The sequence below is a fragment of the Dyadobacter luticola genome (assembly GCF_005860805.1).
Classification (GTDB): Bacteria; Bacteroidota; Bacteroidia; order Cytophagales; family Spirosomataceae; genus Dyadobacter; species Dyadobacter luticola.
Genome location: NZ_VCEJ01000004.1, coordinates 17,651 through 30,663 on the forward strand (window position 1 = coordinate 17,651; position 13,013 = coordinate 30,663).

The window sequence follows — 13,013 nt, forward strand, 5'->3', positions numbered from 1 at the left end:
ATGAGCTGCATCGAAAACCATTATGGATTTTAACCTCAGCGAAGAACATCTGGCAGTGCGGGAAGCAGCCCGCGATTTTGCACAAAATCAACTTTTCCCTCAGGTTATCGAGCGGGATAATGCTCAGAAATTCGACACGGAACTGCTCCGACAAATGGGCGAGCTGGGTTTCATGGGAATGATGACATCGCCGGAATACGGCGGCAGTGGAATGGATACGCTCTCCTATGTGATCGCGATGGAGGAGATTTCGAAGGTGGATGCTTCGGCGGGTGTGATTATGTCGGTAAATAACTCCTTGGTTTGCTGGGGGTTGGAGCAATTTGGAAATGAAGATCAAAAGCAGAAATACCTGACCCAGCTGGCAGCCGGGAAAATCATCGGCGCATTTTGTCTGTCTGAGCCGGAAGCAGGCTCGGATGCCACTTCGCAGCACACGACGGCCGTGGATATGGGCGATTACTATTTATTAAACGGTACAAAAAACTGGATCACGAGTGGCAACACTTCGTCAGTTTGTCTGGTAATAGCTCAGACACACCCGGAAAAAGGACATAAAGGAATCAACGTTTTTATCGTCGAGAAAGGCTGGGAAGGATTTTCGGTTGGGAAAAAAGAGGATAAGATGGGCATACGGGCTTCGGACACACATACTTTAATGTTCTCGGATGTGAAGGTTCCGAAGGAAAACCGGATCGGCGAGGACGGCTTCGGCTTCAAGTTTGCGATGGGAACATTGAATGGCGGGCGCATCGGAATCGCGGCGCAGGCGCTGGGAATCGCCGCCGGAGCGTTTGAACTATCCTTAAAATATTCCAAAGAGCGGAAGACATTCGGAAAGCCGATCAGCGAACATCAGGCAATTCAGTTCAAGCTCTCTGAAATGGTTACAAAAATACAGGCGGCGAGGCTCTTGGTGTATCAGGCGGCCCGGATGAAGGATGAGCATAAGGATTACATTCAGGCGGCGGCGATGTCAAAGCTATATGCATCCGAAGTGGCGATGTGGGTTACAACAGAAGCCGTCCAGATTCACGGAGGCTACGGTTATGTGAAAGAATACCATGTGGAACGTATGATGCGCGACGCAAAAATTACCCAGATTTATGAGGGTACCTCTGAAATACAAAAACTTGTAATTGCCCGCGAACTCCTTAAGTGACCAACTTTTTGGATAAGGAATCCTTTTTATTCTAAATCTAGGATTAAAATGATATGAAAATATCACTTTTTTTTACTTTTTTGTCAGTATATTCTTGTATTAGTTTTGTACAATTTATTAGATTTGTACAAAATTAGAAACATAGGTCCGGGCAGACCCTTTAAATATATCAGGTATGGAAGATTATAATAAGATTATCGAGTCGCTGGGGGTAAAATTTGTCAAAGCGAGACATATCCGGATTTTACAGCCCATCACCATCAAAAATTTTTATGACGTTCAGAACACGCTAAATATTTTGTACGATGGGGAAGTGTCTTTCGGAGCTGAGGAGTCGCACAAGGTAGAAGAGGGGGATATGCTTTTCATACCAGGTGGTAAGCATGCAACGGTTACATATGGAAATACCCAGACAGCAAAAACTGTTTCCAACGAAGAGTTCATGACCAACCGCGATAATTACATCGACGCCGGCCATGATCCTGCATTGATTGGAAAGCTGCCCAATTCTTTCGGTCTGATATCTTTTGAAGCCAAAGTTTTTGATACGGTCAACTTTTTTACTTCTCTTGACGTACCTCCATTCCTGATCAAAAGAGACGATCAGATCGCTGCGACGATCAACCAGATCCTGACGGAAGATATGCTGGATACGCCGGGTAAAGGCCGTATCATCAAGATCAAGACGGAGGAAGTTGTGATCGAAATCATTCGTTATATCCTGAAAAACAAGTTGTTTGTTGAGCAGCTTGTAACAAATAGTACTTATTTCAAAGATCCACGTCTGATCGACATTTTCGCTTACATTAAGGATAACCTGGGCGGCGATTTGTCAAACAAAGTATTGGCGAATGTCGCGAATGTATCCGAGGATTATGTTGGCCAGTATTTCAAAATGCTGACAGGTATCAACCCACAGGATTACATTGAATATCAGCGCATGGAAAAAGCAGTGGACCTGCTCCGTACTTCCAAGAAAAGTATCCGCGCGATCGGTTCGGATGTGGGCTATAAAGATACCGCGTATTTCTGCCGCCGCTTCAAAATGATGTTTGGTATCCCGGCTGGTAAAATGCGCCGTCGTGAATCACTGATGAACGTATAGAGAAATACGAAAGATTTTAAATGCAGAAAGGAGCTCATTCTGGGCTCCTTTTTCTGTTTTAAATCAATGTTTGTATCAGGATAATGTTACCGGTTCGGTGAAAGCTGTACCGCCACTACTTTCCATTTCCCACCTGATCTGACGCAAACGGTCATATAAGAAAGTTCGCCCTGGTAGCTGCTATTTTCAATCTTTGCAGCAACATCCCACTTGCCGGTGACAATCGCTACGTCACCATAATTTCGGGTATTGGTGCCGGTTAGTATTCCGGATTCAATGTTGATATGTCCCTGCGAAATCGCTTGCTGCAAAAATTGCGCATCGATTGTCTGCCCCTGAAAGCCTGCCATCGTAAAATCATTGGAAATCAGATTGGTGACATTATTTACATCTTCTTCCAATAATGCCCTGAAAAACAGATTTGAGCAGTCGGTGCCGTCCAAAGGCTGCGCAATGTTATTTTGCCCAAAAGAAAACGCCACGAAAGCGAAAAACAGGAAACATGACAAGATGAATTTCATTGGCCGGCAAGTTTTGGTCGAAGCTAAATTATACATTCATTTTTATCTCCTAAAATTATATACTTAGATTCGCCCCGTTGTTTCAAACAGCTTCGAACTCGATCAAAATGACCTATACATTTAATAAGAAACTTGTCATATTCTGCATTATTGCCCTCACAGCCTGCTCCACGCCGCCGGATAAGCTGGGCAGTCTCGACCTGAAAAAATGGCGCTCAGATCGCAAAGGTTGTAATAATGTTCGTGTGGGACTGGAAAAGGATTTTAAAGCCGCACAAGGTCAGTTGATGGGAAAATTTGCGGATGAAATCGGCGATTTGCTAGGCCGGCCTGACATTCACCAGCTCGGTGAGCGGAATTTGAAGTACTATGTTTATTTCTTGGAGAAAGGCCCGCAGTGCGACAACATTCAATCCAAATCCGAAGCGGAGAAAGTGATTCTGAAATTTAATGCGGTGGGGTTACTTTCTGAAATTACTTACCAGAAGCTGCCGCTTTCGGAATTATAAATAAAACTTCTTGATCCTAATCAGTTGCTCCACAGCCTCAGGGACCATATACCGGATCGATTGGCCTTTTTTCAGGCAGGCCCTTAGAAACGTGGCGGAAATATCCAGCAGAGGCGCTTCTACAAATTTTACCTGTGGATGATTTCCAAAAGCGTGGGATTTTGAATTCGGCCGCGGGTACACATACAAGCCGGTGTATTCGAGGATTTTTTCGTAGTTCTTCCAATTCGGAAATTGTGCCAGGTTATCTTCTCCCATGATCAGCTTGAACTCGTGCTGCGGAAATTTTTCCTGCATTCGGATCAGCGTATCAATGGTGTAGCTCGGCTTCGGCATGTGAAATTCCACGTCCGTGACTTTCAATACCGTATTATCAGAAATAGCCCGCTGTACGAGATCGTAGCGATCGAATTCGTGCAGCAGGCTATTATTTTTTTTAAAGGGATTTTGAGGACTAACAACGAACCAGACTTGTTCCAGGTCCGTAGTGGTCGCCATGGTGTTGGCGATGATCAGATGCCCGATGTGGATGGGATTAAATGATCCGAAAAACAGCCCGATTTTCATGGTACTATGACGCGATGAAATCCATAACGAGCTGCTCAGCTTTTACCAGCGTTTCTTCGAGGTTATCATTCACGAGCGATACATCGAATTTATCTTCAAAGCTCAGCTCGTACCGGACTTTTCCGAGACGGGTTTCGAGCGACTTTTCCGTCTCTGTGCCCCGGAATGTCAGCCTTCTTATAATTTCATCTTCGGAAGAAACTTTGACAAAAACAGCCAGCGCATCGTCGCGATAAATTTCTTTTAATTTAAGTCCGCCTTTCACATCTACGTCAAAAAGCACGTGTTTGCCTTCGTCCCAAAGCCGCTGTATTTCAGTCTTGAATGTGCCGTAATAATTGCCGGCGTAAACTTCTTCCCACTCTGCAAATTCATTATTGGAAATGCGTTCGCGAAAATCTTTTTTGGCAAGAAAATAATAATCCTTTCCATCGACCTCATGATCACGGCGCTCACGGGTCGATGCGGATACAGAAAAAGCCAGGAGCTCTGGAAATTTCTTCAATAAATGTCTGACAATAGTTGTTTTTCCGGAACCGGAGGGGGCAGAAAATATGATAAGCTTACCTTTCACAAAAACAGATTAACTGTTAATTTTTGATATAATCTTATCCATAATACTTTGAGGGCAAGGTTTTTTCTCAATTTTCATATTAAGAGAATCCTTAATGCATTTTTCCAAACGATAAGCCTCGATACAAGGAATGCATTTGTCCATGTTTTCGCGAAAGTGATTTTTCTCAGCTTCGCTCGCCTCGTCGTCCAGGATAGCCTGAATGATCTTCATACACTCCGCATGGTGCTCGCAGGTATGCTTCATGATTGGTTGTTGCGCTCCTTCTGTAACAGAAGGCGTTATTGATGCATTCATTACTTAAAATGAAATAAGAATAGTGGAAATAAGTACAGTTGTACCCTATAACCGAATAGGTTGCAAAAAAAGTTTCACAACCTATGAATCGTAACCCATTGAGGCTGCGTAACTCTTGAGTTTTTCTTTCAATAAGTTACGCGCACGGTGTAGTCTTGATCTTACAGTACCGATCGGAATGTCCAGGATTTTGGCCATTTCTTCGTAAGTAAAACCTTCGATATCACAAAGGATAATCACCGTCCGGAAGTCAACAGGCAATGCATTGAGCGCATTTGCAACCTCATCACCAATCAGCTCCTGAACTGCGTCAGCCCGTAAATCGACCGTGTAAGTAGTGTCAGAAGCTTCCTCGGAATTATAGGTTGTTTCAACTTCCTGATAATCTACTTTGGATGGTTCTTTGCTCTTCTTACGATAATCGTTGATGAAGCTGTTTTTAAGAATCCTGAAAAGCCAGGCTTTCGCATTAGTACCCTGCTCGAAAGAAGAAATAAAACGAAAAGCTTTTAAGTATGTGTCTTGAACCAGGTCATTTGCATCGTCTTCGTCCATGGTAAGACGGAAAGCGAAGTTGTACATGGAGTCGATGTGTGGCATGAACTCACGATTAAATACTTCATAACGAAGATCATCCGTGTATTCATTAGTCGTGAGCGTTTCTGACATGGCAACTAACATAGGAATGCTGAATTTACAAAGATTAACAACAGCTCCAAACCGTACAAATTAAAAATTGATGAATGGCTTTTGAAGCACTTTCCATGTATCAACATCAAATTCCGAGCCAATAACCGGCATCGGCCAAAATGTCATACTAGCGTTTGGAAAAAAGTTCCAGGAGGATAATAAGTAGCGTGGTGAACAATGTGCTGGCACCAATGCGGATCAGCGTGTAAAGGATCATTCCAAAATTGTTCATTTCCATTAAAAAAAGCATGGAATGATGCAGAAGTATCAAAGGCAGTACGTATGACAGGAACGCGCCAAGCCCCTGCGCCCTGATCCCGACCTCTGCTCGCTCGGCCCCGCGCGACTTCATCTGGTAATGTATCAGGAAAGGCCGGAGGTAAGCAATAAGTACGGTCGCAGAGGCGTGCATCCCGAAGGTATTGGAAAAAACATCCACCGTGAAGCCGATAGCGAAGGCAATCAGCAGCAAATACATTCTGTCAATGTCAGCGGGAAGCAGCAGCACGCCGGCAATGTAGATGAAACAGAATGCATAATTGAACAAGACAATGTTGCGCATGAAGAAGATCTGCAAAACCAGGTAGAGCAGGATCATCAGGGAATATTGTATTGCTTCGCGTAAACTCATCGCTTTTCCAGGGTACGTGCCTTCAAATCTTCCTGCTCCACAAGTTGTTGATTTTGCACCACATACACGTAAGAGAGATTCCGGAAATCCGTCGCCAGGCGCAAGGTAATGTTGTAAAAGGTCTGATTAGGGTGAACCGCCACATTCTGGACCTTTCCAACCATAATACCCGGAGGAAATACAGAGTTCTGGTCGGATGTTACGGCGGTATCTCCTTTGAATATTTTGGTATACTTCGAGACGTCGATAAGATCGATCAGATTAGGATCTTTTCCAGGCCATTTGGCATAGCCGATCTCTTTGCTCCTGACAAGCTTGGTCGAAACCATAAACTGTGAATGCAGGATGGAAGTCACTACTGAATAGTTTGCAGAACAAAAACGTACCTTCCCTACCACGCCCGTAGCCGAAATGACACCCATACCCGGTTTTACACCATCGACGGCCCCTTTGTCAATCGTGAGCACATTGTTGGCTTTGCTGGTTTCATTATCCACCACTTTCGCGATGGTATAAGTAAAACGCGAGGCAAACGCAGAATCTGGCACATAGCCCGCCGGAGCGTCGAGCGGCTGTCTTTGTGTGAGCGAGGTAACCTGTGCGTGCAAACGTGCATTTTCAGCTGCCAAATCCGCATTGATTTCGTCCAGTTTGGTGAATTCCCTGGCGGAATTCGAAAATGCCAGGGTTTTAGCCACATAGTAATTGGACGTATTGAAATAAGTCGCGCCCCAATAAGTATTGCTACGCACAATAAGCCACACACTGAGCACTTCCAGCAATACAAAAACCAAAAAGAAACGATTCCGGACTACGAAATCAACAAGTTGGAGCATGGGCTAAAATGTTCACACACAGTTCATCAATCGGCACACGATGTGCGGCGTCCGACGCACATTGCGTAAAAATAAAAAAATCAGCAAACTGTGAATGAGCTGAATCCTAAGAAATCAGGACAGGCTTGTAAAGTTCAAGATTTTTCAGGACCTCGCCGGTTCCTTTTACTACCGCTTTCAGTGGATCGTCGGCAATGTGTACCGGCAATTTGGTTTTCTGGGCGATACGTCTGTCGAGTCCGTGGATAAGCGCGCCGCCGCCCGTCAGGTAAATTCCGTTTTTGAAAATATCCGCAGAAAGCTCAGGAGGAGAAATTTCAAGGGCTTTCATGACACCCTCCTCAATTTTTGAAATAGACTTATCAAGAGAGTACGCTATCTCACTATACGTTACACGAATTTCCTTTGGAATACCGGTCATCAAGTCACGTCCGCGAATCTGGTAATCGTCGAGCGGAACTTCCAGCTCAGGAGAAGCAGATCCAATCGCCATCTTGATCAGCTCAGCAGAACGCTCACCGATCAAAAGGTTGTGCTCACGACGCATATAATCGACGATATCTCTTGTAAAAACGTCACCCGCAATACGTACCGACTGCTCGCAAACAATGCCTGACAGCGCTATAACCGCGATTTCCGTGGTTCCACCGCCAATATCCACGATCATCACACCATTTGGCTGGGTAATGTCAATGCCGATACCGATTGCCGCAGCGATGGGTTCGTGCACCATATATACTTCTTTCGCGCCGGCATGCTCGCAGGAATCTTTTACAGCACGTTTTTCAACTTCGGTGATCCCGGAAGGGATACAAACCACCATGCGGTGGGAAGGGGTAAAAAAGCGGCTACCGGTGTCGATCATTTTGATCATTCCCCGGATCATCATTTCGGCTGCCGTAAAGTCAGCAATTACGCCGTCTTTCAGTGGTCGGATTGTCTTTATATTCTCGTTTGTCTTCTCGTGCATCTGCATCGCCGTGTGGCCGATGGCTAAAACTTTGCCAGTGGTTTTGTCCATGGCAATGATCGAAGGCTCGTCAACAACTACTGTATCTTTATGAATGATGAGGGTATTTGCAGTACCCAAATCGATTGCTATATCGCTAGTCAAAAAATCAAACAATCCCATATAATTTATTAAAATTTGCGCTCCCTTTGATTTCAGGTTGGCAAAATTACAGATTATATCCCACAAACAAAGGCATTTAAAAAATTTCGGCCTGTGCCCTAAAATGCCCCAAAATGCCCGCTCTGAGGCTTATTGGGCAAAGAAATTACAAATACTGCGTACCTTTGGTTTACTATGGGAATCAGATCACTATTGAGTCGGCCGCTGGCAAAATACATTGTGCAGCAGCAAAGAGAATGGATGGCGCGGAGCGTCGAAGTGCAGGAAAAATGGCGCCTCGAACTGGTGGCAAAAGCGGCCGGGACCGAGTTTGGAAAAGACCATTTTTTCAAGGATATCCAGACCTACTCCGACTTTCGGCAGGCAGTTCCTGTCAGCGATTATGAAGACCTCAAAGGGTATGTAGCTAAAATTAAAGAAGGTCAAAATGACATACTTTGGCCGGGCAAACCCCTCTACTTTGCTAAGACTTCGGGAACTACTTCGGGTACCAAGTATATCCCTATTTCGAAAGACTCCATCTCCAATCACATCAACTCGGCGCGCAATGCCATTTTGACGTATATTGATGAAACCGGAAAATCGGCTTTCCTGGACAAGAAGCTCATATTTTTGTCCGGCAGCCCGGTACTGACAGACACCGGCGGCGTACTGACAGGTCGCTTGTCAGGTATTTCGAACCACCACGTGCCCGCATACCTGCGTTCCAACCAAATGCCCAGCTATGAAACTAATTGTATTGAAGACTGGGAAACTAAGTTGGACAAGATCATTGATGAGACATTGCACCAGCCGATGTCGCTGATCTCTGGGATTCCGCCCTGGGTGCAAATGTATTTTGACCGAATCATTGAGCGTACCGGAAAGAAGGTCAAAGACGTTTTTCCGGACTTTTCACTCTTTATATATGGTGGCGTAAATTTTGAACCTTATAAAGCCAAACTGTTCGAATCGATCGGAAAAAGAATTGATTCGATAGAGCTATATCCAGCGTCGGAAGGCTTTTTTGCTTACCAGAATGTGCAGGATGATGAAGGACTTTTACTTCTTCTGAATACCGGTATATTTTATGAATTTATTCCGGTCGAGCATTTTTTTGACGAAAACCCGCCAAGATTGTCAATCGGGGAGGTGGAAGTCGGGAAGAATTATGCGGTGATCGTGAATAATAATGCAGGTTTGTGGGGATATTCTCTTGGGGATACCGTCAAATTTGTTTCTACCAATCCTTATAAAATTCTGGTAACCGGCCGGATCAAGCATTTCATCTCAGCATTTGGCGAGCACGTGATCGGTGAGGAAGTGGAAAAAGCCTTGCGCTACGCGCTGGAAAGGCATCCGGAGGTCGAGGTCATCGAGTTTACCGTCGCGCCCATGGTAAATTCCGCAGATGGCGGACTTCCTTATCATGAGTGGCTGGTCGAATTTGCCAAAATGCCCGTAAATATGGAAGCATTTCTGGCCGACATTGACAGAAGGCTGACCGAGCTCAACATATATTATAAAGACCTCATTCAGGGCAGCATTCTGCGGCAGTTGCAGCTGGTGCCGTTGCGCAAAAATGCTTTCATCGACTATATGCGGGCAAATGGTAAATTGGGAGGACAAAATAAAGTACCCAGGTTATCGAACGACCGGAAGATCGCGGATGAACTCATAGCATTGAATAGGTCGTAGATTCTCAACATTGATTTGAAATGAAAAAAAATATAGCGATCCTCGGCTCTACGGGCTCCATCGGGACACAGGCCCTGGAAGTAATTGAGGCAAATCCGGAGGTTTTTTCGGTTTCTGTCCTGACTTGCGGCGATAATGCTGACTTACTGATTGAGCAAGCTGCCAAATTTCAACCGCAGGAAGTGGTGATCTGCAATAGTGCTCATTTTGAAAAAGTAAAATCTGCGCTTTCTTCTTATGAGATCAAAGTGTACCACGGCTCCGAAGCATTGGTGTCGGTTGTAGAGTCTGACTCGGTGGATATTGTTTTGACGGCGATGGTAGGTTACGCCGGACTTCTGCCAACAATCCACGCCATTAAAGCTGGAAAGAACATTGCGCTTGCGAATAAAGAAACATTGGTGGTAGCCGGTGAGCTGATCACAGCTTTGGCTAAACAATACAATGTCAGCATCTATCCGGTTGATTCTGAACATTCAGCCATATTTCAATGTCTGGCAGGCGAAGAAAATAACCCGATTGAAAAAATTATCCTGACGGCTTCCGGCGGACCATTTCGCGGAAAAGACCGCGCATTTCTGGCCGGGGTAACTAAGCAACAGGCTTTAAAACATCCCAATTGGAGCATGGGCGCCAAGATCACGATCGACTCGGCCACATTGATGAACAAAGGTCTGGAAGTGATCGAAGCCAAGTGGCTTTTTAACCTGAATGCTTCTCAAATCGACGTGATCGTGCATCCCCAGAGTATTGTACATTCTTTGGTGCAGTTTGAAGACGGTAGCATGAAAGCGCAAATGGGCTTGCCAGATATGAAATTGCCAATCCAGTATGCGCTGCATTATCCGTACCGTCTGAAATCAACATTTCCGCGATTCAATTTCATGGATTACCCATCACTGACATTTGAAAAACCGGATCTGGAAACATTCCGAAACCTGGCGATTGCTTATGAAGTGCTGGAAAAGGGCGGAAATGCCGCCTGTATCGTAAATGCCGCTAATGAAATTGCAGTCGATGCCTTCCTGAAAGATAAGATAGGATTTCTGGACATTTCGGACGTTATTGTCGAAAGCCTCGCCAAAATAGCTTACATCGGGAATCCTTCATATTCCGATTATGTTGAAACCAACGAAGTTACGCGGCGCTTTGCCTCAGAATTGATCCAGGTTAAAGTATAAATGAAAACCATCTTTCTAAAATACTTGTCTGTTGCCCTTGCCAGTACCTTAAAGTTTTTCGGAGGACCCATCACGGGTGTTATTCTTAAACTGACCTGGATTGAAACGGCGATTTGCTCGGCTATCGGCATGATGGTGACGGTACTAACGCTAACGTATATAGGTGGAGGGATTCAGGCGCTTGTCAAAAAACACCGTAAGTCGACGCCTAAAAGATTCACGAGAACCAACCGGCTGGCGGTTAACATTTGGAGACGTTTTGGCATTATCGGCATCGCATTTCTGACGCCGCCTCTGTTCACACCCATTTTCGGGCCAATTCTAGCAGTAGCATTTAAGGTACCACGACACGCAATTTTCCTCTGGATGTCCATCAGCGCAATTACCTGGGGACTGGGTATTTCCTACATTGCCCACAAAGTGCATTTCATCCAGGATTGGATCAAATAATCAATGTTACGGCTGATCCTCAGCGGCTGTTCCAAAGTGGCTATTCCTCAGCGACTGACTTCTTTCTTAGGAGCCGAAGTTTTTTTCATGAAATCACCTTGTGAAAAGTATTTTTCGATCAGGCAGTACATTAAGATAAAGAAGTACCGGCTTCCCATTTCCTTGATTTTCAGCTTGGATTCACCGTATTTCCGGTTTGTCCAGCTGTTTGGTACTACCGCGTAATTGTATCCGCGCACCATGGCTTTGAGGGGAAGTTCGATGGTTAAATTGAAGTGTGGCGCCAGAAAAGGCTTAATGCCTTCAATCGTTTCGCGTTTGTAAAGCTTAAAAGCATTGGTTGTATCGTTGTACTTAATACCCATCACAATGCGGACAATGAAATTGGCAATACGGTTGATGAATTTTTTCAAGGCAGGATAGTCGATCACTTTGCCGCCTTTTTCCCATCTGGAACCGAACACGCAATCATAATCCCCTTCCAGCATTTTGAAATAATATTTCGCCAGATCCTCCGGGTCGTCGGACATATCGGCCATGAAAACGGCTACGCAATCACCTTTGAACCGCTCCAAACCATACCGCACCGCATAGCCAAAACCGTTCGGGCCAGGGTTTGTGTAGTAAACCAATGTTGGAATCCGTAAAGAAAGCTCGTCCAAAACCCGCAGCGTACCGTCTTTCGAATTATCATTCGTGACGCAAATCTCATGCGGGATATTGTATTTATTTAATGTAGTGTGCAGCGAAACCAGGGTGTGGGTAATCGATTCTTCCTCGTTATAAGCTGGTATGACGACGCTTAACTTCATATATCTGGATTGTTGAAACAGTACAAATTAAAGATTATTAATTCGAACTGCCAATTTTTTCAAATGCGGCCAGGCGCTCATCGTAGCGGGCAATCGTCTTTTCAATGGTGTTATGATATTTGTATTCGAGCCATTGATCTACGTTTTCAAACATTGCCCGGCGGTTGACCAAAAACTTTTGATTCGTGTTCGCATGTACATTGCTGAGTCCGGCACTGTGTTTGCGGTAAACCCCCATCACGTCGGACAGGTAACCGATTTTTCCTTTCGCCGCGAGCTGGATCATGATCGCCCAGTCGCCGGCAGCAGCGGTGGCGTGCCAGCCAGCGAAGTCTAATGTCAGGAAATGATTGCGGTACATCCAGCTGGCGGTAGCAAAAAACCAGTTGTCTTCCAGAATATCCTGGATCGTCGAAACTGCTTTTTGATCCGGTTTATTAAATGTATGCGAGGGAGAACCATCCTCATAAGTCACCAGCATATTGTGATGACAAACCGAAAAATCCGGGTGGCTATCGAGAAAATTGACTTGTTTTTGGAGTTTCAGCGGGTCCGTCCAGTAATCATCACCTTCACACATTGCGACGTACTCACCTTTACAGGCTTTCAAAAGTTGCAGCACATTATTTCTGCCAGCAAATTCCCGCGGCTCTTTCGGTCCCAGGTTTTCCTTATGTAAAAATGCCCTGATCTTACCCGGATATTTATCAGAATACTCCTGAATAATAATAGGTGACGAGTCCGTAGAAGCATCGTCACCTATCACAATTTCAAAATCAAAATCCGTCTGCTGCATCAAAGCCCCATCCAGCATCTGGGTAATGTACTGTTCGTGGTTGTACGTAGGGACGCAGACGGAAACTTTCATT

General features: G+C 45.0%; 16 protein-coding genes. 6 read left to right on the forward strand and 10 right to left on the reverse strand.

Features of this window, described 5'->3' with window-relative positions; all coding sequences use genetic code 11:
- Positions 1 to 22: 22 nt before the first annotated feature.
- Positions 23 to 1,162, forward strand: a complete 1,140-nt coding sequence (locus FEN17_RS10655; RefSeq protein WP_138365354.1) for an acyl-CoA dehydrogenase — start codon at positions 23 to 25, stop codon at positions 1,160 to 1,162.
- A 175-nt stretch (positions 1,163 to 1,337) separates the two neighbouring features.
- Positions 1,338 to 2,267 carry a helix-turn-helix domain-containing protein gene (locus tag FEN17_RS10660; RefSeq protein WP_138365355.1) on the forward strand — a complete coding sequence of 310 codons (930 nt, stop codon included), beginning with the start codon at positions 1,338 to 1,340 and terminating at the stop codon, positions 2,265 to 2,267.
- 86 nt (positions 2,268 to 2,353) lie between these two features.
- Here FEN17_RS10660 and FEN17_RS10665 read toward each other — a convergent pair whose 3' ends face one another.
- Positions 2,354 to 2,788, reverse strand: coding sequence for a nuclear transport factor 2 family protein (locus tag FEN17_RS10665; protein WP_138365356.1), 435 nt, complete (start codon positions 2,786 to 2,788; stop codon positions 2,354 to 2,356).
- A 107-nt stretch (positions 2,789 to 2,895) separates the two neighbouring features.
- Between FEN17_RS10665 and FEN17_RS10670 the strand changes: the two genes are divergently transcribed.
- Positions 2,896 to 3,297, forward strand: a complete 402-nt coding sequence (locus FEN17_RS10670; RefSeq protein WP_138365357.1) for a hypothetical protein — start codon at positions 2,896 to 2,898, stop codon at positions 3,295 to 3,297.
- Here FEN17_RS10670 and nadD read toward each other — a convergent pair.
- The 7 genes from nadD to FEN17_RS10705 all read right to left on the reverse strand — a co-directional run bounded on the left by nadD (position 3,292) and on the right by FEN17_RS10705 (position 8,024).
- Positions 3,292 to 3,864: a nicotinate (nicotinamide) nucleotide adenylyltransferase gene (nadD, locus tag FEN17_RS10675; RefSeq protein WP_138365358.1), complete on the reverse strand. Its 573-nt coding sequence runs from the start codon at positions 3,862 to 3,864 to the stop codon at positions 3,292 to 3,294. The two genes, FEN17_RS10670 and nadD, sit on opposite strands and share 6 nt — an antisense overlap.
- A 4-nt stretch (positions 3,865 to 3,868) precedes the next feature.
- Complete coding sequence (gene gmk, locus FEN17_RS10680) at positions 3,869 to 4,438, reverse strand: guanylate kinase (RefSeq protein ID WP_138365359.1); 570 nt, start codon at positions 4,436 to 4,438, stop codon at positions 3,869 to 3,871.
- Positions 4,439 to 4,447: 9 nt separating this feature from the next.
- Positions 4,448 to 4,735 (reverse strand): phosphohydrolase, encoded by a 288-nt coding sequence (locus FEN17_RS10685; protein WP_171037904.1) that lies wholly within the window; start codon positions 4,733 to 4,735, stop codon positions 4,448 to 4,450.
- A gap of 81 nt (positions 4,736 to 4,816) precedes the next feature.
- Positions 4,817 to 5,416: a sigma-70 family RNA polymerase sigma factor gene (locus FEN17_RS10690; protein ID WP_138365360.1), complete on the reverse strand. Its 600-nt coding sequence runs from the start codon at positions 5,414 to 5,416 to the stop codon at positions 4,817 to 4,819.
- A 136-nt stretch (positions 5,417 to 5,552) separates the two neighbouring features.
- Positions 5,553 to 6,056, reverse strand: coding sequence for a hypothetical protein (locus FEN17_RS10695; RefSeq protein ID WP_138365361.1), 504 nt, complete (start codon positions 6,054 to 6,056; stop codon positions 5,553 to 5,555).
- A complete protein-coding gene (mreC, locus tag FEN17_RS10700; protein ID WP_138365362.1) occupies positions 6,053 to 6,892 on the reverse strand; it encodes a rod shape-determining protein MreC in 840 nt (279 codons plus the stop codon). Before mreC ends, FEN17_RS10695 begins: the two co-directional genes overlap by 4 nt.
- Before the next feature lie 106 nt (positions 6,893 to 6,998).
- On the reverse strand, positions 6,999 to 8,024 hold the full coding sequence (locus FEN17_RS10705) for a rod shape-determining protein (RefSeq protein WP_015813280.1): 1,026 nt from the start codon (positions 8,022 to 8,024) through the stop codon (positions 6,999 to 7,001).
- Positions 8,025 to 8,198: 174 nt separating this feature from the next.
- On the opposite strand from FEN17_RS10705, the gene FEN17_RS10710 reads away from it, so the two are divergent.
- The 3 genes from FEN17_RS10710 to FEN17_RS10720 are packed head-to-tail and all read left to right on the forward strand — an operon-like array spanning position 8,199 to position 11,332.
- The gene (locus FEN17_RS10710) at positions 8,199 to 9,701 is read left to right on the forward strand and encodes a GH3 auxin-responsive promoter family protein (protein ID WP_138365363.1); all 1,503 of its coding nucleotides are present in this window, start codon (positions 8,199 to 8,201) and stop codon (positions 9,699 to 9,701) included.
- 20 nt (positions 9,702 to 9,721) lie between these two features.
- Positions 9,722 to 10,882, forward strand: a complete 1,161-nt coding sequence (locus FEN17_RS10715; protein WP_138365364.1) for a 1-deoxy-D-xylulose-5-phosphate reductoisomerase — start codon at positions 9,722 to 9,724, stop codon at positions 10,880 to 10,882.
- On the forward strand, positions 10,883 to 11,332 hold the full coding sequence (locus tag FEN17_RS10720) for a hypothetical protein (RefSeq protein WP_138365365.1): 450 nt from the start codon (positions 10,883 to 10,885) through the stop codon (positions 11,330 to 11,332).
- A gap of 47 nt (positions 11,333 to 11,379) precedes the next feature.
- Here the strand turns inward: FEN17_RS10720 and FEN17_RS10725 are convergent, their stop codons facing one another.
- Positions 11,380 to 12,144 (reverse strand): glycosyltransferase family 2 protein, encoded by a 765-nt coding sequence (locus tag FEN17_RS10725; protein WP_138365366.1) that lies wholly within the window; start codon positions 12,142 to 12,144, stop codon positions 11,380 to 11,382.
- A gap of 37 nt (positions 12,145 to 12,181) precedes the next feature.
- The gene (locus tag FEN17_RS10730; RefSeq protein ID WP_138365367.1) at positions 12,182 to 13,012 is read right to left on the reverse strand and encodes a glycosyltransferase family 2 protein; all 831 of its coding nucleotides are present in this window, start codon (positions 13,010 to 13,012) and stop codon (positions 12,182 to 12,184) included.
- Position 13,013: the final 1 nt, after the last annotated feature.

Excerpts from the sequence above, each read along its gene's own strand:
- FEN17_RS10690 (WP_138365360.1), bottom strand. The coding sequence starts at position 5,416 with ATGTTAGTTGCCATGTCAGAAACGCTCACGACTAATGAATACACGGAT.
- FEN17_RS10730 (WP_138365367.1), bottom strand. The coding sequence starts at position 13,012 with ATGAAAGTTTCCGTCTGCGTCCCTACGTACAACCACGAACAGTACATT.
- FEN17_RS10725 (WP_138365366.1), bottom strand. The coding sequence starts at position 12,144 with ATGAAGTTAAGCGTCGTCATACCAGCTTATAACGAGGAAGAATCGATT.
- FEN17_RS10720 (WP_138365365.1), top strand. The coding sequence starts at position 10,883 with ATGAAAACCATCTTTCTAAAATACTTGTCTGTTGCCCTTGCCAGTACC.
- FEN17_RS10660 (WP_138365355.1), top strand. The coding sequence starts at position 1,338 with ATGGAAGATTATAATAAGATTATCGAGTCGCTGGGGGTAAAATTTGTC.
- FEN17_RS10695 (WP_138365361.1), bottom strand. The coding sequence starts at position 6,056 with ATGAGTTTACGCGAAGCAATACAATATTCCCTGATGATCCTGCTCTAC.
- FEN17_RS10685 (WP_171037904.1), bottom strand. The coding sequence starts at position 4,735 with ATGAATGCATCAATAACGCCTTCTGTTACAGAAGGAGCGCAACAACCA.
- FEN17_RS10655 (WP_138365354.1), top strand. The coding sequence starts at position 23 with ATGGATTTTAACCTCAGCGAAGAACATCTGGCAGTGCGGGAAGCAGCC.
- mreC (WP_138365362.1), bottom strand. The coding sequence starts at position 6,892 with ATGCTCCAACTTGTTGATTTCGTAGTCCGGAATCGTTTCTTTTTGGTT.
- FEN17_RS10715 (WP_138365364.1), top strand. The coding sequence starts at position 9,722 with ATGAAAAAAAATATAGCGATCCTCGGCTCTACGGGCTCCATCGGGACA.
- FEN17_RS10705 (WP_015813280.1), bottom strand. The coding sequence starts at position 8,024 with ATGGGATTGTTTGATTTTTTGACTAGCGATATAGCAATCGATTTGGGT.
- FEN17_RS10665 (WP_138365356.1), bottom strand. The coding sequence starts at position 2,788 with ATGAAATTCATCTTGTCATGTTTCCTGTTTTTCGCTTTCGTGGCGTTT.
- FEN17_RS10710 (WP_138365363.1), top strand. The coding sequence starts at position 8,199 with ATGGGAATCAGATCACTATTGAGTCGGCCGCTGGCAAAATACATTGTG.
- FEN17_RS10670 (WP_138365357.1), top strand. The coding sequence starts at position 2,896 with ATGACCTATACATTTAATAAGAAACTTGTCATATTCTGCATTATTGCC.
- nadD (WP_138365358.1), bottom strand. The coding sequence starts at position 3,864 with ATGAAAATCGGGCTGTTTTTCGGATCATTTAATCCCATCCACATCGGG.